19 protein-coding genes are annotated in these 22,246 nt (G+C 59.5%); 5 read left to right on the top strand and 14 right to left on the bottom strand.

Features of this window, described 5'->3' with window-relative positions; translation table 11 throughout:
- Nucleotides 1–117 (bottom strand): GDP-mannose 4,6-dehydratase (locus tag BRAGE_RS52440; protein ID WP_156950916.1); only part of this gene is annotated, 117 nt, incomplete at its 3' end.
- A 921-nt stretch (nucleotides 118–1,038) separates the two neighbouring features.
- Between BRAGE_RS52440 and BRAGE_RS0106035 the strand changes: the two genes are divergently transcribed.
- The 4 genes from BRAGE_RS0106035 (at nucleotide 1,039) to BRAGE_RS0106020 (ending at nucleotide 4,763) form a co-directional block, all read left to right on the top strand.
- The gene (locus BRAGE_RS0106035) at nucleotides 1,039–1,917 is read left to right on the top strand and encodes a hypothetical protein (protein WP_027564693.1); all 879 of its coding nucleotides are present in this window, start codon (nucleotides 1,039–1,041) and stop codon (nucleotides 1,915–1,917) included.
- 157 nt (nucleotides 1,918–2,074) lie between these two features.
- Nucleotides 2,075–2,236 (top strand): hypothetical protein, encoded by a 162-nt coding sequence (locus tag BRAGE_RS54255; RefSeq protein ID WP_156950838.1) that lies wholly within the window; start codon nucleotides 2,075–2,077, stop codon nucleotides 2,234–2,236.
- Nucleotides 2,237–2,935: 699 nt separating this feature from the next.
- Nucleotides 2,936–4,261 (top strand): O-antigen ligase family protein, encoded by a 1,326-nt coding sequence (locus tag BRAGE_RS0106025; RefSeq protein ID WP_159073982.1) that lies wholly within the window; start codon nucleotides 2,936–2,938, stop codon nucleotides 4,259–4,261.
- The gene (locus tag BRAGE_RS0106020) at nucleotides 4,254–4,763 is read left to right on the top strand and encodes a D-glycero-alpha-D-manno-heptose-1,7-bisphosphate 7-phosphatase (protein WP_028146210.1); all 510 of its coding nucleotides are present in this window, start codon (nucleotides 4,254–4,256) and stop codon (nucleotides 4,761–4,763) included. Before BRAGE_RS0106025 ends, BRAGE_RS0106020 begins: the two co-directional genes overlap by 8 nt.
- 27 nt (nucleotides 4,764–4,790) lie before the next feature.
- Here BRAGE_RS0106020 and BRAGE_RS0106015 read toward each other — a convergent pair whose 3' ends face one another.
- On the bottom strand, nucleotides 4,791–5,807 hold the full coding sequence (locus tag BRAGE_RS0106015) for an NAD-dependent epimerase (RefSeq protein WP_027564696.1): 1,017 nt from the start codon (nucleotides 5,805–5,807) through the stop codon (nucleotides 4,791–4,793).
- Between the two features lie 23 nt (nucleotides 5,808–5,830).
- The gene (locus tag BRAGE_RS0106010; RefSeq protein WP_027564697.1) at nucleotides 5,831–7,105 is read right to left on the bottom strand and encodes a nucleotide sugar dehydrogenase; all 1,275 of its coding nucleotides are present in this window, start codon (nucleotides 7,103–7,105) and stop codon (nucleotides 5,831–5,833) included.
- Nucleotides 7,106–7,287: 182 nt separating this feature from the next.
- On the opposite strand from BRAGE_RS0106010, the gene BRAGE_RS0106005 reads away from it, so the two are divergent.
- Complete coding sequence (locus tag BRAGE_RS0106005; RefSeq protein ID WP_027564698.1) at nucleotides 7,288–8,268, top strand: GDP-mannose 4,6-dehydratase; 981 nt, start codon at nucleotides 7,288–7,290, stop codon at nucleotides 8,266–8,268.
- Nucleotides 8,269–8,295: 27 nt separating this feature from the next.
- On the opposite strand, the gene BRAGE_RS0106000 is transcribed toward BRAGE_RS0106005, so the two are convergent.
- The 11 genes from BRAGE_RS0106000 to BRAGE_RS51565 form a co-directional block, all read right to left on the bottom strand.
- Nucleotides 8,296–9,249 (bottom strand): UDP-glucose 4-epimerase family protein, encoded by a 954-nt coding sequence (locus BRAGE_RS0106000; RefSeq protein ID WP_027564699.1) that lies wholly within the window; start codon nucleotides 9,247–9,249, stop codon nucleotides 8,296–8,298.
- Entirely contained in the window at nucleotides 9,246–10,403 is a 1,158-nt protein-coding gene (locus BRAGE_RS0105995) for a glycosyltransferase family 4 protein (protein ID WP_027564700.1), read from the bottom strand. Before BRAGE_RS0105995 ends, BRAGE_RS0106000 begins: the two co-directional genes overlap by 4 nt.
- A complete protein-coding gene (locus BRAGE_RS0105990; RefSeq protein WP_027564701.1) occupies nucleotides 10,400–11,266 on the bottom strand; it encodes a class I SAM-dependent methyltransferase in 867 nt (288 codons plus the stop codon). Before BRAGE_RS0105990 ends, BRAGE_RS0105995 begins: the two co-directional genes overlap by 4 nt.
- Entirely contained in the window at nucleotides 11,257–13,191 is a 1,935-nt protein-coding gene (gene asnB / locus BRAGE_RS0105985; protein ID WP_027564702.1) for an asparagine synthase (glutamine-hydrolyzing), read from the bottom strand. The genes BRAGE_RS0105990 and asnB (BRAGE_RS0105985) overlap by 10 nt, the downstream gene beginning before the upstream one ends.
- Nucleotides 13,191–14,381: a glycosyltransferase family 4 protein gene (locus tag BRAGE_RS51570; protein WP_141263412.1), complete on the bottom strand. Its 1,191-nt coding sequence runs from the start codon at nucleotides 14,379–14,381 to the stop codon at nucleotides 13,191–13,193. The genes asnB (BRAGE_RS0105985) and BRAGE_RS51570 overlap by 1 nt, the downstream gene beginning before the upstream one ends.
- Before the next feature lie 213 nt (nucleotides 14,382–14,594).
- The gene (locus BRAGE_RS0105975) at nucleotides 14,595–15,359 is read right to left on the bottom strand and encodes a glycosyltransferase family 2 protein (RefSeq protein WP_051378419.1); all 765 of its coding nucleotides are present in this window, start codon (nucleotides 15,357–15,359) and stop codon (nucleotides 14,595–14,597) included.
- An 18-nt stretch (nucleotides 15,360–15,377) separates the two neighbouring features.
- Nucleotides 15,378–17,051, bottom strand: a complete 1,674-nt coding sequence (locus BRAGE_RS0105970) for a hypothetical protein (protein ID WP_027564705.1) — start codon at nucleotides 17,049–17,051, stop codon at nucleotides 15,378–15,380.
- 55 nt (nucleotides 17,052–17,106) lie between these two features.
- A complete protein-coding gene (asnB, locus tag BRAGE_RS0105965) occupies nucleotides 17,107–18,987 on the bottom strand; it encodes an asparagine synthase (glutamine-hydrolyzing) (RefSeq protein WP_027564706.1) in 1,881 nt (626 codons plus the stop codon).
- Nucleotides 18,988–18,990: 3 nt separating this feature from the next.
- Nucleotides 18,991–20,121, bottom strand: coding sequence for a glycosyltransferase family 4 protein (locus BRAGE_RS0105960; RefSeq protein WP_027564707.1), 1,131 nt, complete (start codon nucleotides 20,119–20,121; stop codon nucleotides 18,991–18,993).
- A 136-nt stretch (nucleotides 20,122–20,257) separates the two neighbouring features.
- A complete protein-coding gene (locus BRAGE_RS47890; RefSeq protein WP_027564708.1) occupies nucleotides 20,258–21,526 on the bottom strand; it encodes a glycosyltransferase in 1,269 nt (422 codons plus the stop codon).
- A gap of 1 nt (nucleotide 21,527) precedes the next feature.
- On the bottom strand, nucleotides 21,528–22,244 hold the full coding sequence (locus BRAGE_RS51565; protein ID WP_027564709.1) for a class I SAM-dependent methyltransferase: 717 nt from the start codon (nucleotides 22,242–22,244) through the stop codon (nucleotides 21,528–21,530).
- Nucleotides 22,245–22,246: the final 2 nt, after the last annotated feature.

The raw sequence follows: 22,246 nt of genomic DNA, 5'->3' as shown, positions 1-22,246 counted from the left end.
CGAGGACGAGCGGCGCTTGATGCCGTGCACGACATAGCCGAGCGACAGCAGATATTCGGCGAGATAGGCGCCGTCCTGGCCAGTAATGCCGGTGATGAGAGCAATGCGCGTATTCATACGGGGCCTTCTTGGCACAAACAAGTTGTTCGCGAGCTCATAAGCAGAAAACGGCAGCAAAGGCTATTCCTGGTAGTCACGAAACTCAAATGAAACTCGACAACCGGGTCGCAGGATTTGATTGGGCTGGGGGTATGCATAGCTCGCCGAGCATCACCGCAGTCGCAACGAAGTAGGCTCCCGGGCCCTTGCACGATTTCATTGTCCGCATTGGTTACCCCCTACACACCAGCGTACGAACTTGTCCAGCTCTCGTCTTTAGACGACAATATAGACGTTGACGAGCGCGGTGCGGCTCTGAGTCAACGAACAACTGCGCCTCCGACACTCCCTCGCTCCGTTTGCCGACATTCATACCTGAAGCACCTCGCTCTTGCTTGGCCCAAAACGGTTTCTAGCGACGCCTCAGAATGGTGAGAATCGGGTGCCAAGCTACAACGCCGCGGCCGAAAGACTACCAGCAAGAATACCTTCGGCGGAAGCCAATCCGATTCTGGATAATCGCCGCGAAGGCGTACAGTGATAGTGCTTACCCATGAATGGAGGATCGCGTAAGCATTGAGGCTGGCATCGTCGCAAGTCTGAATTCGGGCCAAGCCGCGCCGATCGATTTTTGATTTCTTGCGTCATCGCACGACATTGCCGCGAAGCCATCCAGAACGGCGATCCGTCGACCTTAAGCGCCCAGGATGTAGGCTTCTGGACGCGACTACCGCAAGTGGAATTTCGGACCTTTGCCAAATCGCCAGACCGTCCAATTGAGCCTGACGATCGATGGCGCAGCTTCGGGGATTTCCCTGGAAGCCCTGCTGCAGCCATCTGCGACCAGGCTAGCGCTCGTCTTTTTCTTGCGCTCGTCCCGCTTGCGCCCTATGCCGATTGCTGGATGTTTCTATGTGCCGATCTGGGACGGAACACGAGATGGCCCAAGAGATAAAATCGCTCGCTATTGCAACGGCTCCTTTCGCCGAGAAACCGCGCCATGCGGGACGGTTTCGGCGCTTGCTGGCGCCACTGTCCTCGCTTCCCTCCGTGGCAATCGACAAGATCGAATGGTTCGGCGTAACCGCGCAGAAGATCGCAAACACATTGCGCTTCGAACATTTTTGGCGCGAGAAGATTGCAAAAGATCATCGCGTGACGATCGTACCGACGTTCAACAAGACGACCGGAAAGCACCCCATCTGGAACGTCGCGCTGAACTGGATCAACACGAACTCCGCGTCAGGGACGATTCTTGAACTCGGCACCAACAATGGTGGGTCGCTGAAGTATTTCGTCGATCACCTGCCACAGGCATTTCGCCTGGCCGGTTTTGATTGCTTCGAGGGCCTGCCGGAATCCTGGGACGGACTGCCGGCCGGATCGATCAAGGGCTTTGGTGGCCCCGTTGAATTGTGGGCTGACGAACCCGACAAGCGCCGCGAGATCGTCGCCAACCTCGAACGCGGGATCACCTTCCCGCCGCCCCCACAACCGAACGTCGAGATCGAGTCCGGCCTGTTCAGCGAGTCGGTGACGCGCTATCTGATGAAGAACGGATGGCCTCGCGATTTGCGGCTCATCCACTTCGATGCGGACCTGTACATCTCCACGCGACCAATCCTGGATACGATCTGCGGAACGCTCAAATACCGATATCTGATCTTGTTCGACGAGTTCTACTCCGTGAACCACGAGTTCAAGGCCTGGTCCGAATTTGTCGATCTCTACAAACTGTCGGACTGGCGCGTGCTCGCGGCCAGCGAGGACGGTTCCCAGTTATTGATCGAAATGAATACGCAAGCCCCTCTCGGATGAGCGCCCCCGATCGAGGAGCACACCCATGAGTTGATCGGCAAATTAAGTTAATCCTTGATTGCGTTTTGCCATTCCGTATACACATGGAAACCTACATTTACGAATCTTTAACCAAACTTTGCTAAATGTTAACGGTTTCGAATCCAGGGGCCGATTGATGCTCGCGGACGTGGTGCAGAATTTCGAGCTATACACACACACCGATTCGGTGAAGTACGTTGTTGCAGCCGTGGGGCTCTGCGGCTTCGTAGGGCTGTACTATATCGGCGAATACCTTTTCAGCGAGCGACGGCCCGAGCCGGATTTGTCGGCCGAATAGGTCGGCTCCAACCCGCGCAGCCGCGAATTTGTCACGGCCGCTCGAAGGCCGCCTCTCTAGTATGAGCCCCAATGGGCCTCCGCCGACATTGACCTGGCCAGAAGCGCCCCACCGTCCACGACTTCACGTTGGCGTAGACCTCCGGCAGCGTCGCGATGCTCTCTCGGCGCGATCCGAAGGCACGAATCATCTACTCTGATACGGTCGTGAACCTTAGGCGGTCCGTCTGCGACAGATGGGCTACGCGCAGCGGATACTCACGAGCCTGAGATTTCCAACGGCCGCGTTCGAGTTGAAGGCAGATCGCACAGCACCGCTGACCAGGCGACCTTTTCAAGAGTGCTAGCCTCCGCGACCTGGTTGCTCGTCGTTTCAGTTTATCGCGCGTGACGTTCGATAGGCTTTGCTTGCGTGTGTATTTTCCATGGACAAGGCGCACGCTTCCAAAGTCATGCAGGGTTGCGACGGTTATCCACAGACGTGCCGTCTCATTGCAGAGGAGAGGCAGTTCAGCGCTCGGAGCAGCCGCTGTCGTGCGGGATCGTGCCGCGCACCACGCTCCTGTGAACATGCGTTCAAATCGAAGGCGCTGCTGTCCGTATCAATTCGCGACGCCCAATCCTAACTTGAAAAATGGGGCCCTCCGGCCCCGGAATGATTCTGCCAGCACATGCGGGCGACAGACCGAAGGCAACGAGGGTGAAACAGCATTTGGATTCGACGGTGGATCTCGGACGCCAGCTCAGCGCTGTGATCACAGCCTTCATGCTCCCCATCACCACCAGCGGGACGGCAATTGCGCTTTCCTTCCTCATCATCTTCACGCTGCTATCGACCTCACGGGCCGATTGGCGGTCCACATTGCAACATCCCTCCGCGACCCTTCCCCTTGCACTGTTCGGAGTCGTCGCCATCAGCATGCTGTGGTCACCAACCCCTTTTGGGCCGGGCGGAGCGTCGCACTACACAAAGCTTCTCCTGATTCCCGTGCTGATGGCAGGCAATTTCAATAGCCGGCAAGCGATGCACATCGCCTGCGGCTTCGCGGTAGCGTGCACACTGCTGCTGGCTTTGTCACTTGCGTCGCTGTCATGGCCGTCAGGTCCGTGGGGATGGTTTAAGGCGACTGGCATTCCAGTGAAGGACAATGCCGTCCAGAGCACCTGCTTCTCTCTGTGCTCGTTTGGGCTGGCAGTTTGCTCGGTCCGGCTTTCTCACGCGAACAAGAAGCCGGAGGGGATCTGCACAAGCCTCCTGGCGATCCTGTTGTTCGCCGACGTTTTCGTCATACCGCTCTCAAAGACCGGCATGCTGATCGCCGGCGCGCTCGCCGTGCGCCTTCTGGCGTTCATTGATGGTTGGCGGCACCGTTTCGCGATTGCCATTCCGCTATGCCTTGTCGCGAGCCTGGCGGTCACGTTTTCCGACCAGGCGCAGCGCCGGGTCGCGGAGATCGAGACGGATCTGCATGCCATGAATGTCAGCCAGGGTAGCACCCAGGCGTCATCGACAACTCCCGAGTCCAAACAGGCAAAGACGGCCCCAGCCGAAAAGCCCACCATGTCGACCGCGAGCCGTCTCGACTTCTGGGAGAAGGCGATTGAATTCGTGAAGCAAGCGCCGATCATCGGCCATGGCGCCGGGAGCACCAAATCGCTATACGCTTCCCTGGAGGCGGACAGACCCTCTCCCTACGGACAGGCCGTTCCTGACCCCCACAATCAGTTTCTCGCGATCGCCATCCAGGCGGGTCTCTTGGGCGGAGCAGTCCTGGTCGTCATGTGGACCGTGCACCTCGGTTTCTTCATGGGCCAATCCATTCCTCATCTTTTCGGACAGGCCATCGTGCTTCAAAACGTTCTGGGATCGCTGTTCAATAGTCAGCTCTCCCAGGTCACGCAGGGCGTATTGTATTGCCTGGCCGTGGGGCTTCTCGGCTCGCTGCTTCGACAGGAGCAGTCGGTGCGGCAAGGACCCGGTCGCAGCATGCCTGCTCCGGCCCTGGAGTGTCTGTCAAATGAATAGACCCGCCGTCTTCTTCGACCGTGATGGCGTCCTCAACGAGGACATCGGCTATCTCTTTGAAACAACGAAGTTCAGATGGCTGCCGGGCGCGCGGGAAGCGGTCAAGACGGTCAACGACGCCGGATATCTGGCGTTCGTTGTCACGAACCAGTCAGGCGTCGCGCGAGGCCTGTACGCGGAAGCTGATGTGCGGGCTCTTCACGCGTGGATGGCAGAGCAGCTGGCCTTGACCGGCGCCCACATCGATGCGTTCGAATATTGTCCGCATCACCCCGAGGCCATCGTCGAGCCCTATCGCACCTCGTGCACCTGCAGAAAGCCAGGGCCCGGAATGATCACGAACATCATGAGACGCTTCGAGGTTGATCCTGTCCGGAGCTTTCTCGTTGGAGACAAGCCCACTGACGTCGAAGCGGCGACCGGAGCCGGGATACGCGGCTACCTGTTCGAAGGTCCGGATCTCCAGCAATTCGTCAAAAGTCTTTTGTCCCGCGACGGATGAGGAAGCGACTGGCGCAGCCTCGTACGGTCAGACCCCGTAATAGCTGCGATACCATTTGACGAACTTGCCGATCCCCTCCTCGGCGCTGGTGGCCGGCCGGAAATCGACGTCTCGCATCAGATCATCGACGTCGGCGTATGTCGCCGGGACGTCGCCGGGCTGCATGGGAAGCATTTCCTTCGCTGCAACACGGCCCAGCTCCTTCTCGAGCAGAGCAACGACGTCCATCAGTTGCTCGGGCCTGTTGTTCCCGATGTTGTAGATCTTCCAGGGCGCAGCGCTGCACGAGGGATCCGGAGCATCCGTCGGAGCCCACTGCCCGGAAACGGGCGGACGGTCAATCAGCCGGACGATGGCTTCCACGACGTCGTCGACGTAGGTGAAGTCACGCGACATCTGCCCGTGATTGAACAGCTTGATGGGCCTGCCCTCCACGATCGCCTTTGCGAAAATGAACATCGCCATGTCGGGCCGTCCCCACGGCCCATACACCGTGAAGAACCGCAGGCCGGTGGTCGGCAGCGAGAACAGATGGCTGTACGAATGTGCCATCAACTCGTTCGCCTTCTTGGACGCGGCGTAGAGGCTGATCGGGTGATCGACATTGTCGTGCACCGAGAACGGCAGCTTCTGGTTCGAGCCGTACACGGAGGACGACGAAGCGTAGAGAAGGTGCCGACATTGCGTATGCCGACAGCCCTCCAGGATGTTCATGAAGCCTTGCAGGTTCGCGTCGACATAGGCATGCGGATTCTCCAGGGAGTATCGCACGCCGGCCTGAGCCGCCAAATGCACGACATGGGAAAAGCGGGATTCGGCAAAGAATGGAGCCATCGCGTTGCGATCGGCGAGATCCATCCTGACGAAGCGGAAGGATGGAAGCTTCTCGAGCACGCGAAGCCGCGCCTCCTTCAGCGTGGGATCATAATAGTCATTGACGATATCGAGACCAACGACCTCCCGACCGGCCGACGCAAGCCGCTGCGCGACATGAAAACCTATGAAGCCGGCGGCGCCGGTCACCAGAATCTTTTGATTAGTCATTGCGCCTGTTACCTGCTCAGGACCTAAAGTCGCCAAAGTTCGATCTCGGCCGGCTTGCTCGCCCGATCCAGCCGGGACTTGACGTCCAGGACGAGGCCCTGCCCTTCCTTCAACAGCGTCTGCAAGAACGGCCAGCCCAGATTGATGAAATTGTCATGCGCGACGGCGAGTACGACGGCGTCGGCCGGCTGCTGCTCGTCGTGGTCTGAGAGCGCAATTCCATACTCGTGGAGGGCCTCGGCGCGATCCGCCCAGGGGTCGCTGACCTGAACCTTGATGCCGAACGATTCCAGCTCGCGGACGATATCGATGACCTTGGAGTTGCGAAGGTCCGGCACGTTCTCCTTGAACGTGACGCCGAGCACCGTGACGACCCCGCCGCGCGATCCTCGCTTCAGAAGGCGCCGGACGCACTCGCGCGCAATCCGTGCGCCCATGTCGTCATTGATTCGCCGTCCTGCAAGGATGACTTGGGGATGGTACTTCGCGATCTCGGCGCGATAGGTCAGATAATAGGGATCGACCCCGATGCAGTGTCCTCCGACCAGTCCAGGCTGAAACGGGAGGAAATTCCACTTGGTACGCGCGGCCGCCAGCACGTCGCCGGTATCAAGATCAAGCGCGTGAAAAATCTGCGAGAGCTCGTTCATGAAGGCGATGTTGAGATCGCGTTGCGTGTTCTCGATCACCTTGGCGGCTTCGGCGACCTTGATCGACGGCGCCTCGTAGATGCCGGCCGTGACGACCGCACCATAGACGTCCGCAACGATCCTGAGCGATCCGGCGTCTTGCGCCGACACCACCTTCTGGATGGTTTCGAAGCGATGCGCCTTGTCTCCGGGATTGATCCGCTCAGGCGAATATCCGACGTGGAAGTCAACGCCCGCCTTGAGTCCGGAGGCACGCTCGAGCACCGGCACGCATTCCTCTTCGGTCGCGCCGGGATACACCGTCGACTCGTATACGACGATGTCTCCCTTCTTCAAGGCGGCACCGACGGACCTCGATGCGCTGAGCAGCGCGCGAAGGTCGGGCTTGTTGGCGTCGTCAATCGGCGTTGGAACCGTGACGATGAAGAAGTCGGCCGCGGCCAGATCTGCCGGCTGGTCCGAGTACGCAATCCGCGCCGCATCCAGATCAGCCGCCTCGATCTCGCGCGTACGGTCCTGGCCTCGACGCAACTCGGCGATCCGCTCCGCGCTGATGTCGAATCCGGTGACCCGATATCCGGCCCGACCAAACGCCACCGCCACTGGAAGCCCGACATAGCCAAGGCCGATGACGCCAATGTTTCGGATAGTTGGCAAACCTGTCCGCTCCCGCCAGAACTGCGCTGCAGCGTCTCGTTAGCTAGGAAGCACCTCTGTTGCAATCCCCTATCTTTCGGCGACGGGACTTGCCCAAGCCGCTAGCGCTTGAGGCCGCCTGCCTTTAGAGCTAGCTATGGTGTCGCAAACCGCGGTCTGGAAGTCAGCTCGTCATGTCCAAAAAAGCCCTCATCTTCGGAATATCCGGACAGGACGGCTCGTTATTGGCCGCGCATCTGCTCAAGCTCGGCTACGCGATCCACGGGACATCCCGCGACAAGGAGCTCGGCATCTTCGCGAACCTGCAGCGGCTGGGGATCCGCGACCGGGTGACGCTGCACTCGGTGGATCCCGCAGACTTCGGCAGCGTCCTGAGCGTCATTTCCGACACGACTCCCGACGAGATCTACAATCTCGCAAGTCAGTCTTCCGTCGGCCTGTCATTTGACCAACCGGTCCAGACGCTCGAATCCACCATCTTCAGTGCTCACAACATCGTCGATTCCGTCCATCGGCTGAAACTGAGCTCTCGCGTCTACAATGCCTGCTCGAGCGAATGCTTCGGCAATACCGACCTGCCCGCCGATGAATCCACCCCGTTCGGTCCACGAAGCCCTTATGGCGTCGGAAAGGCGGCGGCATTTTGGACAGTGGCAAATTACAGAGACGCACACGGGATGTTTGCGTGCTCCGGGCTATTGTTCAACCATGACTCGCCGTTGCGGCCGCAGCGCTTTGTCACCCGAAAGATCGTGGCGGGCGCCGCCGATATCGCCGAAAAGAAGACGGATAGTCTGCGAATTGGGAATTTGCACATCTCTCGGGACTTCGGCTGGGCGCCGGAATATGTCGAAGCCATGGCGATGATGCTCGAGGCCGACGCGCCCGAGGATTTCGTGATCGCGACAGGACAAACCAACACGCTCGAGAGCTACGTTCGCGAGGCGTTCAGCTATTTCGGACTCGATTGGGAAAAGCACATCGACTTCGACCAAAGCCTGCTTCGCCCGATCGACCTCAAGTGCAATTCGGCTAACCCCGCCAAGGCGAAACGGATTCTCGGCTGGGAAGCGAAGATCTTCATGAAGGACGTCGTCAGGCTGCTGGCGGACGGCGAGCTCGAATATCGCCGCGCAGCGAAGGCAAGGGCATAGCGCTCCGCCGCTGCTGGCTTGCCTGCCTTAGCGAGATTGCAGAAACGCCCGTGCGGTGCGCCTCAACTCCTCGTCGACGCCGAAGGGCGGCTGCCAGTCGAGCGTTTTGCGGGCCTTGCGACTGTCGACGCAAAGCGAGAGGCAGAGCCGCTGCGCCAACGCCCGTTGTCCTGCCAATGCGGCCACGCCCTCCAACAGAGCCACGGGAACGGGCAGCAGGCGCGCCTTGGTGTCGAGCGCCGCTGCCAGCCTTCTCAGGAGCTCAGGCGTCGACAAGTCCTCGCCATCGCTGGCCATGAAGACCTCTCCGGCCGCTGCCGGGTGCCGCAGGCAGGTGCAGATCAGATCGACCAGGTTGCCGACGCCGATCAGGCTGCGGCGGTTGTCGATGCCGCCAAGCGGCAGCGGAACTCCGCGCCGCGACCAACGCATCATCGATAGAAAATTCGCACGCACACCCGGCCCATAGACCAGGGGCGGCCGCAGGATGGCGACCTGCATCCCGCTCACGCGACTGAGCTCGAGCAGGCCCTGTTCGGCTTCGAGCTTCGAGACTCCGTACGGGTCTTGCGGACGCGGCGCTGCGGTTTCGACGAAGGGTGCGTCAGCGGCGGTGAATTCGCCGCACACCTTGACCGAACTCAGAAACACGAAGCGGCGAACACCGGCAGCAGCTGCCTTCCGTGCAAGAGACAACGTCCCGTCCACATTGACGCGGCGATAGGCGTCGAGCGCATCTGCGCTGCTCTCGCGCATGACATGCACCCGCGCCCCCAGATGCGCAACGGTGTCACATCCCGCGACCGCAGATGTCCAATCGAAGGGGCCTTCGAGATCGACATTTTCGGCAATTTCGATCCCGGCCGGCAGGTCTGCGCGATTGCGATGGACGGCCGCGCGAAGAGCAATTCCGTCGGCGGCAAGTCGGCGGACCAGATGCCCGCCGACGAACCCCGAAGCGCCGACGACAAGAACCTTCATTGCGCCAGAAGCTCTGAATAGATCGCAAGAGTCTGGGCGACGACGATCTCCTGAGAGAATTCCGCCTGGACCAGCTTTCGGCCCTGCGCGCCCATGAGCTTTCGTTGCTCCGGGTTTGCCAGCAACTGCGCGATCGCGTCGGCGAGCCGGCCGACGTCGCCGGCCGGGACGAGCATGCCGTTGGTGCCATCGGTCACGATCTCCCGGCAGCCCGGCACATCATAGGTGACGATGGGACATTCGCCGGCGGCGGCCTCGATCAGGGTCTTGGGTATTCCCTCCCCGTACGTCGTCGGAAGACAGACGATCGCCGCCTCACGGATGATCTCCGGGATATTGTCGCGATGTCCCCACCACTCGACGAGACCATCCTCGTGGTACTGCCTGAGCACGGCTTCGGGAATGGAGTGCGGATTTTCAGGGTCGGGCGCGCCGGCAAGGACGAACCGTGCAGCGACGTTCTTGTCCCGCAGCCGCGCAGCGGCGCGCACGAAATCCTCGACACCCTTCTCCTTGATCATCCGCGAGGCCAGGAGCACGATAGGCGGAGAGCTTTCTCGGCGCACTTGCGAGAACTGCGCGAGATCGACCCCCGATCCCTTGACGAGGCGTATCTTGACCGGCGCGACGCCGATCTCATCGGCCAAGACGCGCGCATCATCCCGGTTCTGGACGATCGTCAACGCCTGCCGCTGGCTCAGCGCGAACCTTAGCAGCGGCGCGATCACGCGGCGGAGCGTCTGCGCATAGACCGCCTTGGACGCGAATACGAACCCCAGCCCCGCGACGTTGTTGACGATTGCAGCCACGCCCGCGAGCCGTGCCGCGATCGAACCGTACAGGACGGGCTTCATCGCCACGTGATGAACGAGGCTCGGACGATGGCTTCGGTAAAGCTTCACCAGTTCAGCGATGCTCGCCAGCTCATGCAGCGGATTTCGGCCGGAGCGCCGCATGCGCTCCAGGCCGATCGGCGTGAAGCCTTCGCGAGTGATGGCATCGGCCTTTTCGCCGAGCCGCGTCGCCACCAGCACCTCATATCCGGCAGCCAGCGCCGCGCGGGCGATCGGCAGGCGGTGGGAGACGAAGTACCAGTCCTCTGTCACGACGAACAGCAACCGCTTCCGGGCGGGAACGGCGGAGGCCTCCCTCACGCCGGCCTCATGATCACGCGGATCTCGCAAACCATGAAGTCCTCATCCGCGAACGGCCGAAACTGCGGCGCCATCCGACCGCGAGGCAGCGGCAGGTCCGGCCATCGCTGCTCCGAGAGCGCCTCGACGCTGAAGCCGGCTGCCTTCATCAGGTCGATCATTTCCCGCGGGCGGATGCGATTGGTGTAGAAGCCCGAGGTCCGGAAAGCCTGGGTCTCCCAGACCTTATCTCCAAAGCGCAGATTGTTCAGGCCGCCTCCGAGGTGGTCGCGGAAATCGATGCTGTGAACGCCGATCCCGCCCGGAGCCACAATCCGGCGCAATTCCTTCATGAGGGCCGGAAATTCATCGCGGTAGATGTGCTCGAGCACGACCTGCGACCAGATGAAATCGACCGACTGGTCCGGGATGGTCTTGAGCGAGCTCGTGCCTTCCGTCAGGTAGATGACGTCGAACTCCGCCATCGCATCCTGCAGGGTCGCCGACTTCAGCGGCGCAACGGCTCGCCCGCGCGAGGCAAGCAGCGCGAGAAGCTCGCGGCATCCGGAGATGTCGGTTTCTGCAAACGGCCCCGCATCCGCAAGCCAGGCCTTTTCAGCACCGAAGGCGCGCGCGACGAAGCCCGACAGCACGGAATCCCCCGGTCCAAGTTCGAGGGAACGAAACTTCGCAGGAAGTTGCCCGTGCTCCACGGCGGACTGGAAATGGCTCTCGAAGGCGGAGATCGCGCGCTCCGGCACCATCATCTCGCCGTGGCGGAAGAGTCCGAGGCGTTTCCAGAGCGCGTAAGGGACAGGCAGGCGCGCAAGCCCGAGCTTGATGCCCAGCTTGGCCCACCACGGCACGTAGGAACTCAGACCCATCGCCGTGCCCGCTCAAGCCACAGGTCGAACATCAGCACGGTCCAGAGCTGACCGCCGCGATTGACCCGGCCGATCTGATGTTGCTGCCAGTTGTCGCCGATGGCCTTGCGATCGAAGAACTCGTCGCTCCCTGACGACAGCCAATCGGATGTCCAGCCCTTCAGCGGGCCACGCAACCAGCTGTCGATCGGAATGCCAAAGCCCATCTTGGGACGTTCGAACAGCTCACGCGGCACGTAACGCTCCAGCAAGCGCCGCAGGATGTATTTCCCGGAATGGTTCCTGAACTTCAGCGAGATGGGAATCTCCCAGGCGAACTCGACCAGGCGGTGATCCAGCAGCGGCACGCGCGCCTCGAGCCCGACGCGCATGCTTGCCCGATCGACCTTGGTCAGGATGTCGTCCACGAGATACGTCGACATGTCCCAGGCCATTTGCTCCGCGGTGGCGGGAACGTCGGGCGCCAGCGCCAGCGGCGCGGGTCTCGCAAGCGCGACACCGTCAGACGAGAGCAACACGGTTTCCGGGTTGGCCCATTGCGACACCAGCCTGCTCTGCAGCTCGTACAGGGTCGAGGATGCAAGCACGGATGCGACCTTGTGGATCTTCTGCCCCGGCAGCGCGGGCTGCAGGTGGGGCGGCAGGACGTAGCTCAGCGCACGAAACGCGGCATCCCAGCTCGCAGGCGATGCCGAGGACAATCCGGATGCAGCCATGCGGCGCAATGCATGGGGGATTCTGGTCAGACGTTTCCAGTAATCGGAGACGAACAGATAACGGTTGTAGCCGCCGAACAATTCGTCGCCACCATCACCGGACAGCGCAACCGTCACCTGCTGCCGCGCGAGTTTCGAGACGAGATAGGTCGGTATCTGCGAGATATCCGCGAAGGGCTCGTCATAGATGTCGGGGAGCGAGGGAATGACGGCCATCGCATCGGCATCCGAGACGTAGAGCTCGGTGTGGTCGGTCTGAAGGTGCTTTGCGACCTCGGCGGCGTGCTTGGCTTCGTTGTAGCCCGGATCGTCAAAGCCGATCGAGAACGTCTTGGTGGCCGCTCCGCCCACGGCCTGCATGATGGCCGTGACCGAGCTGGAATCGATACCGCCGGACAGGAACGCCCCGAGCGGCACATCGGAGATCATGTGCTCGCCGACGATGCTGCGCAGGCGCTGGTCAAGCTCTTCCAGCACCTCCTCTTCGTTAGCCCGCGGCCTCGACATGCCGCGCGCGACGACCTCCGGGATCGACCAATAGGCTCTCGGCTCGCTCGCATGACCGTCGCGAAACCTGAGGCTGGTCGCGGCGGGCAGCTTGTACACGCCCTCGAAAATGCTGAAAGGCGCCGGAACGTAGCCGAGACGCAGGAATTCGGACAAAGCTGGCAGTGAAATCGGAGGAAGCTCGCCACGCTGCACCACGATCGGGCGCAGCTCCGAGGCGAAGACGAGCGTTCCGTTCACAACGCTATAGTACAGCGGCTTGATGCCGAGCCGATCGCGCGCGAGCACGAGGGTGCGTTCGCGCCCGTCCCAGACGGCCAATGCAAACATGCCGGCACAGCGCGAGATCGTCTCGTCGATACCCCAATGCTCGAAGCCTGCAACGACGACCTCGGTATCGGAGTGACCATTGAAGTGATGGCCCTTGGCCTCGAGCTCGCGGCGCAGGTCGCGGTAATTGTAGATTTCGCCGTTGTAGGTCAGCGCATAGCGGCCGGATGCGGAAATCATCGGCTGCGAGCCGGCGGACGACAGATCGATGATTGAAAGCCGGCGATGCCCAAGCCCGGCGCAGCCGTCCTCGCTGATCCAGTGGCCGTCACCGTCCGGGCCGCGATGCGCAAGCGCATCCGTCATCCGGCCCAGGATCTGGCGATCGATCCGACCTGCCTTGCTGCTCGCAATTCCGATGATGCCACACATTATCGCGCTTCGGGCTTCTGGCGTGGAGTGACCGACGTGAGAATGGACGCGAACTTCGCAGCGATGGCCGACCAGGACAACTCGCTCATGGCGTGGGCCTTCGCAGCCACCCCGCAACGCAGCCGCAAAGCCTCGTCTTCGACGAGCCGGCTGAGTGCGACAGCAAGCGCAGCCGGCGTCGAATCCGCCGCGACCAGACCGGTCTGCTCGTGCAGGACCTGCTCGGCAAGCCCGCCGACCGGGGTCACGACGGCGGGAATTCCGGCCACGCCCGACGTCGCGAGCACGGCGGACTGGCTTGCTCCGCGATATGGCGCAACGACAATATCGACCCCCTCGAAGACCCCGCCGACATCCTCTTCGGGGATCCATCGGTTATCAACGAAGACGTCCTCGAGCCCCGCGATCTGCGCCCGATACGGCTCGATATCTCCCGGGCCGATGATGCGAAGCCCGACGTCCTTGCCCTCGCGCTTCATGATCTTGTAGGCGTCAAGAAGGATATCCAGCCCCTTGTAGGGCAACAGGCGTCCGAAAAAGAGCAATTGGATCCTGCGCCCGGTTCGCGTGGGGGCCTGGTTTCTCGTCTCGGCATAGGGGAAGACCCCCAGCGGGGCGATCCACACCCGTTCGGCAGGGAAGCTGTTGTTCGTCGTAACCGATTTCTGCGTATACTCGGTCAGCGCAACGATGCCGTCGCTTGCGGCGATTTCGGTGTCCAGCATCCATTTGCGGATGGCGATGTCGTCGCCGGCGTGCGGCTTTGGATCATGCAGGACGAACACGTAGGCGACGTCCCGGGGTTTGCGCCACAAGGTCGGAACGTTCCACAGATGGCTCATGGTGCAGACCACCACGGAGATGTCGTGCTCGCGCACATAGCGCCAGAACCGATGTCGAACGATCGGCACACGCAGCAAGGCGAGGATCGCCGACGAAACGTTCGTGTAGGTGTCGACGTGATAACCTGGCAGCCCAAGCGCGTCGAAATCGGCAATGATGTCCCCTTGCCGTGATAGCGACAGATGCAGCTCCAGCTCGGGATGTTTCTTGAGTTCGCGCACCAGTTCGTAGGTGTACCTTACCCCCCCGCCCCGTCGTCCCCAATGCCAGATCAGCACCTTGCGGGATATTGCGGCCGACGACTTCGGTTCCATCAAGCCGGTTTGTGCTGACGATGCCTCAATCACAGTAACATCATACCGCCATACAGCGGGCCCTGAAAGACCGACATTAGCAATATCCCTACAGATGGTTGTGGTGCCAGCCCCTTGACCCGCGGGGCCGGCATCCCCGCGGACCTCAATATTCGACCCTAGGCCTCGTGTCGATGAGGAGATTGAAGCCCAACGGCGAAGGGTAGGTCGACTGGAGCGTCCTCAGAAAACAGTCAGATTAGCCTCTTATTTAGATCTGAGCTTCCACCAAGCTCGGCGAGCCCCCGTCAGGAGGCCAACAAGAATGCTTGGCACATTGTGCTTCCGCAAGACTCGGCCGAATTCCAGCATCGTGACGTCAAGATTCGTTGCCGAAACGCCGGATTGTCGCATCACTGTCATTTCTATCGCGATGTGGTTGGCAGGATAGCGGTCGAGAAGACGCAGAATCAGGTCATGATCAGCTGCAATTCGAAAGCTCGAGTCATAGAGTCCGGCCACCCGGTACTGTTCTGCCGAGACCACCAAGGAGGGGTGCGGAAGGAAGGCCGAGATATACAATGGCCACTTTCGGAACCGATAGCTCTGCCGAACTCGACTTCCATCGGCATTCAATCGGATCAGATCAGCGTAATTGAGCGCATCGGGTGCGAGTAGCGGTACGATCTTCTCCAACACGTTGTTCGACGCGTAGAAGTCGTCGGAATTCAACAAATGTATCCAATGTCCCCGGGACATCGCGATGCCCTTGTTCATCGCATCGTAGATGCCGCGGTCAGGCTCCGAAATCCATCGGATGCTGCTGCCATATTCCTTGAGGATCTCGATCGTGCCATCGGTCGAACCGCCATCGACAATGATATGTTCGAGATCGCGAAAGGTCTGTCGAAGTACGCTCTCCAGCGTGTCCCTCACAGTGGCGGCGCTGTTATAGGTCGCGGTCACAATCGACAGGAACGGAACTTGCGCCTCATCGTGCGAAGCCGCCTCATCCAGCCCGCTTGATATCATGTTCCTGTCAACCCGCACTCAATTGGCCTGTGTCGTTCGCTGACAAGCTGGTTGAGCACACTGCGAATTCTTTTCAAACTCTGGGTGCAAAGTTCCCTTCAGCTTTCGGGATCTTTGCTCGGTTATGGAGTTCGCGGCTGCCGCAGAGGCGAGGATGAGGATGACAGAATAGTACCCCCACCACTGCGGGACATACGTACCGTTTGCGACTGAGGAGGCCCCGTAAGATAGCAAGCAAAGCCAGATCGTGATCGCATGCGGGTCGGACCTAGAAAAGGAGCGCACAAATAGCCGCGCTGCAAGCCACACGAAGAACGTGCAGCAAAGAATGAAGCCTAATATCCCGGTGTCGATCAACAAGTTCAGGATGGTGGTATGAGGCGACGGATATCCGCTTCGGACATATCCTGCGACACCGGAACCATAGCCAAACAGCAAGTTCAGTATAGTCACTATCTTCGCCGGAAGAAGGCTGGCAAGCGGTGCAATATGCAGGGTAGCGTTCTGGTCCGGCGCGTACAATGAGTTCGCCAATGGATTCTGCCCCATTGTCGGCAGAGAAGCGAGAGCAGACTGTATCAAGCCAGTTCGGTCACTAACGTCGAAAAATCTTCCCTTGATGCTCAGCGTGGCGGCGTTCGTATCTCCGAACATCGTGCGGACGGCTGCCGGAAAGGACTCGAAATAAAAGCCCACGTAAAAGGCCGCGGCAGTGGATGGCAAGATCAGAAGCGCGCTCCGCCGCGTCGTAGCCTTAAGGAAAAGAGTTAGGATGATTCCGATCATCACAACTCGGGCTGTTCGGCTGCCAGTAATCACGACCAGCCACGGCGCCATCTGCAGATAGAACCAACCAACCCGTGTTCTGATGATACTGCCTCCCCAACGCATCCACAGCAGCACCAACGGCAAAACCGCGACAAAAAACATCCCGAGATTGACCGGCCCCGGCATCGTCGACTTGTAGCGATCATAATACGCCAGACCAAAGAGGGTGTCGGTGCCCTCCTCGAAAGGGAGACTTAACAGAAGCGGAAGCGCAAACACCGCGATCACACTCTGCCCGATAGCCCCCCACGCGAGCCCCTCAACCAAACTCTCGACCGTCTCCCACCGTGACTTGCTGGCACAACTGACGCTTACAATCATGACCGCGAGGGCCGAGAAGAAGATCAGAAATGATATTCCCACCTTCAATTGCCAGACGATCTGGTAAACGAGGAAATTGACGATTACCGACATCCCGCACACGGCAATGTAACCCGCGAAAATGCGAGCAAAATTCGATGAACGCTCCTTTGGATGGAACGTTGCCCAGTGCAAAACAACGGCAGCTGCGCTCAGGATGACCAGAAAGTGCGCGTTATCCCGCACGAACGGGATCGTAGGAACTTCCGGCAAAATCCCCACGGTCGAGCCCAATCCGAGCAGCCAGAAGCGATCCTTCCGGACCAGGAAAAACGAAAGCGCAGGAATTACGAACGCCGCAAAAAAGGCCAGCCTGATCCAAAGCGGGACCGAATTGTCGAGCACTTCTCCCGACGCCGATTTGACGACGAAAGCGGATCGGATCGCCGCCCAAGCCACGCTGACACAAAACAGCCAAATGGTGAGGGACAACTTCTCGGCGAGACTTGCGGATACGGCGCGCCGCGAGGCGGCGAAGACTGTCGAAGCGAAGGATCCTGGCATCGCAGCGACTACCCATTCCCGGGGCTCGCTTCTAAGATCTCGCCCCGTCATGCTCTCATTCGCCGAATCTCGCATTGCGAAGTGGCCCCACAATTGGCGTTTGCTGCCATTTCAGGTAAACATAGCAAGACCAAAGCAGCGGCGACAGATCCTCGGTTCCAGCCTGATGCCGGTCCGCGAAACGCCTTATCGCGCCGACATCCAAGACATTTTGGGCCGCAGATAGGTCTAATAACTCGTCCCGCATCCGTCCATACCTCATCCACTTGCGGATTGGCAACAAAAAGCCCTGCTTCCGGCGCCCCAGGACTTCATGAGGAAGCAAGTCACCAAAAGCCTCGCGCAGCAGATGCTTGCGGCGCCCATTTGCTATCAGGTAGCTCGCGGGCAAATTTAGGACGAATTCGACCAAGCCAGAATCTAGATATGGGAGGCGCACCTCAAGGCTGTGCTGCATGCTCGCAAGATCGACTTTCTTGAGCATGTCAGCGGGCAGATTGAATTCGATGTCGGTCAGCAGAAGGTCGCGCAGAGACCTGATAGGACGCTCGGGGATCGGGAGGTTCTCACCTCCGCGCTCAGACACGCCAAGTTCGTCGAGTTGCGCTGAACTGGCATAAGAACGCCACGAAAGATACTCTTCAGTGGCGGAACATCGAAGGTGTTTGTGAAACAGCGCAGCACCGCGGAGCAGTGGATTTCCGATTGCAACAGGATTGCTAACCGCGGGGACTCGCGTGAGCACCGTCTTGAGCCAAGACGGCATGCGCGCGCTCCACTGCATGGCGGAGTATGTTCCGTAGCCAGCGAAGATTTCATCCGCGCCGTCGCCGCCGAGAACGACCTTTTCTCGAACGTGCGAACAGACGAAAGCTGTCGGAATCAGCGATGCATCAGCATACGGCTCACCAAGCAACGCAAGGGTCTGGTCCGTAAAATCTGCGAGCGCCTCTTCCGTCACATTGATGATTTGATGGTCAAGGTTTGGATGGCGCTCCGCGACTAGGCGCGCGTAACCAGATTCGTCGAATTCGGGATCGTTTGGAAATGCGACGGAATAGGCCTTCACAGTCTTCGCGCCGGTCTGGCTCGCGAGGCCCGCAACCACCGATGAATCCAGCCCACCGCTCAGAAAAGTTGATACCGGAACGTCAGAGGCCAAGATTCGATCTTCAACAGCCTTAGTCAGCCGCTTCCTTAGCTCGAGCTTTGCACTCTCAAAGGACATCTGTGATTTCGACTGCAGCCTCATCAAGCGCGCCGGAAGATCGTAGTATCGACCCGTCCGAGCCTCCCAACCGTTCGCGTCAAATTCAAGCCAGCAACCTGGCTCAAGTTGGCGCGCGCCCGAGAACGGAGCGATTGGCGCGGGCAAGTATGAAAAGCGGAAGTAAAGCGGCAACGCCGAACCGTCGACCTGGAAGCGCTCAGGGCCAGCGAGCGCTTCCATTGCTCGAAATTCTGACCCGAACGCAAAGAGTGAGGCATCCTGGAAATACTGAAGTGGCTTTTCACCGAACTTGTCGCGCGCCAGAACAAGCTTTCGCGCTTGCGCATCCCAGATGGCAAACGCGAACATCCCCTCAAGGTGCTCGAGGCACGAGATGCCATCCAGAGCGAACGCCTTGAGCACGACTTCGGTGTCGGAGTCTGTGGAGAACGATACGCCTCGCCTCTGCAGTGCGGCCCGAACGTCGCGATAGTTGTAGATCTCTCCATTGTAGATCATGGACAGGGTGCCACTTCGCATCGGCTGGTTCGAGCGTGAATCAAGGTCGATGATGCTCAGCCTGCGATGCCCGAGGAAGACCCCGTCGTGAATTTCTATCCCCTCGGCATCTGGGCCACGATGCGTCAGCCCACGAAGCGCCTCTCGCGCCGTTGCCTCATCAACCTCGGCGCCATCGCGCCATATTCCGCCGAGCAAACCGCACATGCGTCAATTCCCCAACAGTTCACGGTACAGAGCGTGATACCGGGCACGGTTCGCAGCAATCGAATATTCATCCTGTGCGCGCAGCCTTGCCTTCTCTCCCATGACCGACCGAACACTTCGATCATCAATCAGCAATGCCAATTTCCTCGCCATCTCGTCCGCGTCGCGCGCAACGACGAAACCTGTCTCACCATTGCGATGGCATTCGCTGACGCCGGGAGCATCGACGACGACGCTCGGTACCCCAAGAGCCATTGCCTCGAGAACGGAGTTGCTCATACCCTCCATTCTGGAAGCGTGCACGAAGATGTCACTATTGACCATACGACAAATAATATCTGTCACGTGCCCGATTAGGTGCACCTTGCCGGCTACCCCAAGCTGTTCGGCGCGTTCGATCAGATTTTGGCGTTCGGGTCCGTCACCCGCGATCACAAACTCCAGATTTGGCCACCGTTGAAGCAGCTTCTTAAATACATCGAGCAGGAATGCGTGCTCCTTGTCCTTAATAAGCCGGGCAGACGAAATGAGTCTCAGGAGATCGTCAGAACGCCGCCTCTCACATCCCTTTGTCATTTCGCGCAAATGTTCCAAATCGATGCCATTTTCGATAGCGACGACCTTGCGTTTTCCGGCGAGCGGCTTCAGCGAGTCCGCCGACGCGATGGATACACCTGCGATGATTTCGAACGGCCAGTAAAGCCATTTGAAGGCCGGATGCGACCCTGCACGCGATTTCGTTCCCCGATGGATGTATACGAAATGGATGTTGCGCATGAGGCACGCCGATAACCAGCAGGCTACCGCTGCCTGCAATCCATGAACAATACAAATCCGGTGACGTCCGGACACCATCAGGTACAACATGCGCAACTGCAACACCGGCGCGAGCACAGCAAGAAGCAGGAGTTCAACAGCCAGGTTAGGAAACACCGACGCACGCAATCCAAGCACCGTTTTCAGGTGCAGCCCGCTGATGCGCGAGAAGTATGCGGTGCAGGCCGGATTGTCATACAGCGAGTAGAACGTGTTTTTGTAAATCGAACCCGTTTCGGCAGCAAATAGCTGCGCGAGCTGCCGTTCACCGCCGCTCACACCGTAAGTTCGCAACACGTGCGCCACCGAGATTGTCATGTGTTTGACGGTGTCCCTGCAGCCAGTTTCGAAAACGTCTTAACCGCTCCCCGTGCCGTCATCCATCTTGCGCAAAAAGGTTGTTCTCGCACGCAGCGGAGAAGGCCGTTCGTTGGGGTTCGCAAGAGTTGAACTGTCAAGCACGGCTCCCCGCAACCTCGCGAAAAAGCTCGACATAGCGCTCTCCACACTTCAGCAAATCAAAATTCCGTCGAGCGAATGCGCCGGCATTACTCCTCATGTGACCATCCTCGAGCCGATCGAGAATGTAAGCGATTCCACGCGCCAAGCCCCCACTATCACCGGTTGGCGCCAGATATCCGTGGCTCTCATGTTCGACCGCGTCCGGAATGCCGCCTGCCGCAAACCCTGCGACAGGCGTCCCACATGCAATGGCCTCCAGGACAACATTGGGCAGATTGTCTTCGAGAAATGGCGCTACCAGCACGTCGGCAGCTGAATAAACGTTGGCCAAAGTATCCTGATCATCGATCCTCCCCAAATGGCAGACCGGAAATCGTGAGATCTGCGCCGATCGATTTGCCTCGTCGCTGCCGAACGTGACGAGAGTCAATTGATGATCACTCGATGCGGCGAGCTTCTCCAGTGCGATGTGAAGTTGAGCATAGCCCTTTCGAGGGTCCGTGGTTGCGCCAAGTGCACCAAAGACAACGAAATGTCCACCTGCCGGCAGATTGAGCCGAGCCCGCGCCGCCAATCGGTCGCGGGGATAGAACACTGTAAGGTCCGCTCCGGTTGGAATGTGTTCGATGCGCATTCCCCCGAACAGGTGAGAGCGCCGCGCCAAATCGGCGATCCATCGGCTCGGCGCAACGACCGTCAGATCCAGATCGCGATACCCATCCTCTCGCAATCTGATCCCGGAGCGGGACAGATCGCTGTCTGACTTGCCACCAAGTTGCGGACAAGCACCGCATGCCCGTTCAAACCCCGTGCAAGTGCCGGGATAATGGCACCCGCCACTGAACGGCCAGATATCTGAGAGCCGCCAAACCATCGGCTTGTTCACGGCTTGAAGCTGACGTGCGTTCAGAAATCCACCCGCAATCCAATGAAGGCACACCACGTCGGCACGCGACAACAAACGGGAGTCCAGCCGGCCATAACTGAAGCGCATTGGCGAAAACGGCGCACCGATCCGATTTGGGTATTGCCGCAGACTGCTCGCGTTGAAATAGGCCACGACGTCGCTGACAAAATCCCCCGCACCCGGCCAATGTGCCGGCACAATCGAGGGATCATTGAGGTGCTTCCGGCCGCAGTGGAAGATTGATTCAACTCCCGCCTTCCGAAGATTGCTGTGAAGGCGAAACGCGGCCTTGTTCGCTCCGCCTTCGCTGTCGGACTGGGCCAGGTGCACGACGCAGAGCCGATCGACCGCCATGTCAGGCGCGCGCGACCGCGATGAGAGATTGTGCCTTTCGTAGCCGGGTCACAATCCTTGAAGCGAGATAACGCAGGTAAGACACGGTGTTCGGCTTGTCACCGTCGAATGTCCGCGTCTCGGTTCTAACGTCTCTGAATCCATGCGCAGTCAGAGCGGCGGCAAGGGTCGATTCAGACCAGCTCCGCACATGCTGCCACCGATGGAAGATCGTGTTCGAAACCGGACAATAGACCATATTGTCTTCGAGATTTTCTTCGTTGGGCGTTGTAATGATAAGAGCACCCCCCATCTTCAGAAGTGCGTGCACATGATCAAGGGTCTTCGCGAGCCAGTGATCATCGAGATGTTCCACCACTTCTATCAGGAAGATGGCATCAAACCTTCTACCCTCCGCCAAGAGTTCGTCAATCGTGGCAAATCCCAGGAAATTCTTCCGGCCGTTGAGAGCAACCGCAGACCCGATGGTGTCACGCGCGATATCAGCTCCCTGCACCACAAATCCGGCATCGAGCAGATGCGGCAACAAGTGACCCGGACCACAGCCATAGTCGAGCACAGTTGCTCCATCAGGCAGTTGGCGCTTCGCATACGCGATAAGACTCTTGCCCTTCTGATGACTAAAATAGTTCTCGCTGAACTGCGAATGAAACGCCCAGAAACGAGACAGCGTGGTCTCGTCCCAAACCAGAGTTGTCGGTGGAGGTAGAGAGACCATAT

Source organism: Bradyrhizobium genosp. SA-4 str. CB756, assembly GCF_000473125.1.
Classification (GTDB): domain Bacteria; phylum Pseudomonadota; class Alphaproteobacteria; order Rhizobiales; family Xanthobacteraceae; genus Bradyrhizobium; species Bradyrhizobium arachidis.
The sequence above is the reverse complement of the archived record's forward strand: the minus strand, read 5'-3'. Positions and strand labels throughout refer to the sequence as shown.

What these genes read in the sequence shown, in the direction of transcription:
- BRAGE_RS51565 (WP_027564709.1), bottom strand. Translation starts at nt 22,244, where the DNA reads ATGGTCTCTCTACCTCCACCGACAACTCTGGTTTGGGACGAGACCACG.
- asnB (WP_027564702.1), bottom strand. Translation starts at nt 13,191, where the DNA reads ATGTGTGGCATCATCGGAATTGCGAGCAGCAAGGCAGGTCGGATCGAT.
- BRAGE_RS0106000 (WP_027564699.1), bottom strand. Translation starts at nt 9,249, where the DNA reads ATGAAGGTTCTTGTCGTCGGCGCTTCGGGGTTCGTCGGCGGGCATCTG.
- BRAGE_RS0106035 (WP_027564693.1), top strand. Translation starts at nt 1,039, where the DNA reads ATGGCCCAAGAGATAAAATCGCTCGCTATTGCAACGGCTCCTTTCGCC.
- BRAGE_RS54255 (WP_156950838.1), top strand. Translation starts at nt 2,075, where the DNA reads ATGCTCGCGGACGTGGTGCAGAATTTCGAGCTATACACACACACCGAT.
- BRAGE_RS0106020 (WP_028146210.1), top strand. Translation starts at nt 4,254, where the DNA reads ATGAATAGACCCGCCGTCTTCTTCGACCGTGATGGCGTCCTCAACGAG.
- BRAGE_RS0105960 (WP_027564707.1), bottom strand. Translation starts at nt 20,121, where the DNA reads ATGACAATCTCGGTGGCGCACGTGTTGCGAACTTACGGTGTGAGCGGC.
- BRAGE_RS0106005 (WP_027564698.1), top strand. Translation starts at nt 7,288, where the DNA reads ATGTCCAAAAAAGCCCTCATCTTCGGAATATCCGGACAGGACGGCTCG.
- asnB (WP_027564706.1), bottom strand. Translation starts at nt 18,987, where the DNA reads ATGTGCGGTTTGCTCGGCGGAATATGGCGCGATGGCGCCGAGGTTGAT.
- BRAGE_RS0105990 (WP_027564701.1), bottom strand. Translation starts at nt 11,266, where the DNA reads ATGGGTCTGAGTTCCTACGTGCCGTGGTGGGCCAAGCTGGGCATCAAG.
- BRAGE_RS0106015 (WP_027564696.1), bottom strand. Translation starts at nt 5,807, where the DNA reads ATGACTAATCAAAAGATTCTGGTGACCGGCGCCGCCGGCTTCATAGGT.
- BRAGE_RS0105975 (WP_051378419.1), bottom strand. Translation starts at nt 15,359, where the DNA reads ATGATATCAAGCGGGCTGGATGAGGCGGCTTCGCACGATGAGGCGCAA.
- BRAGE_RS0105970 (WP_027564705.1), bottom strand. Translation starts at nt 17,051, where the DNA reads ATGCCAGGATCCTTCGCTTCGACAGTCTTCGCCGCCTCGCGGCGCGCC.
- BRAGE_RS47890 (WP_027564708.1), bottom strand. Translation starts at nt 21,526, where the DNA reads ATGGCGGTCGATCGGCTCTGCGTCGTGCACCTGGCCCAGTCCGACAGC.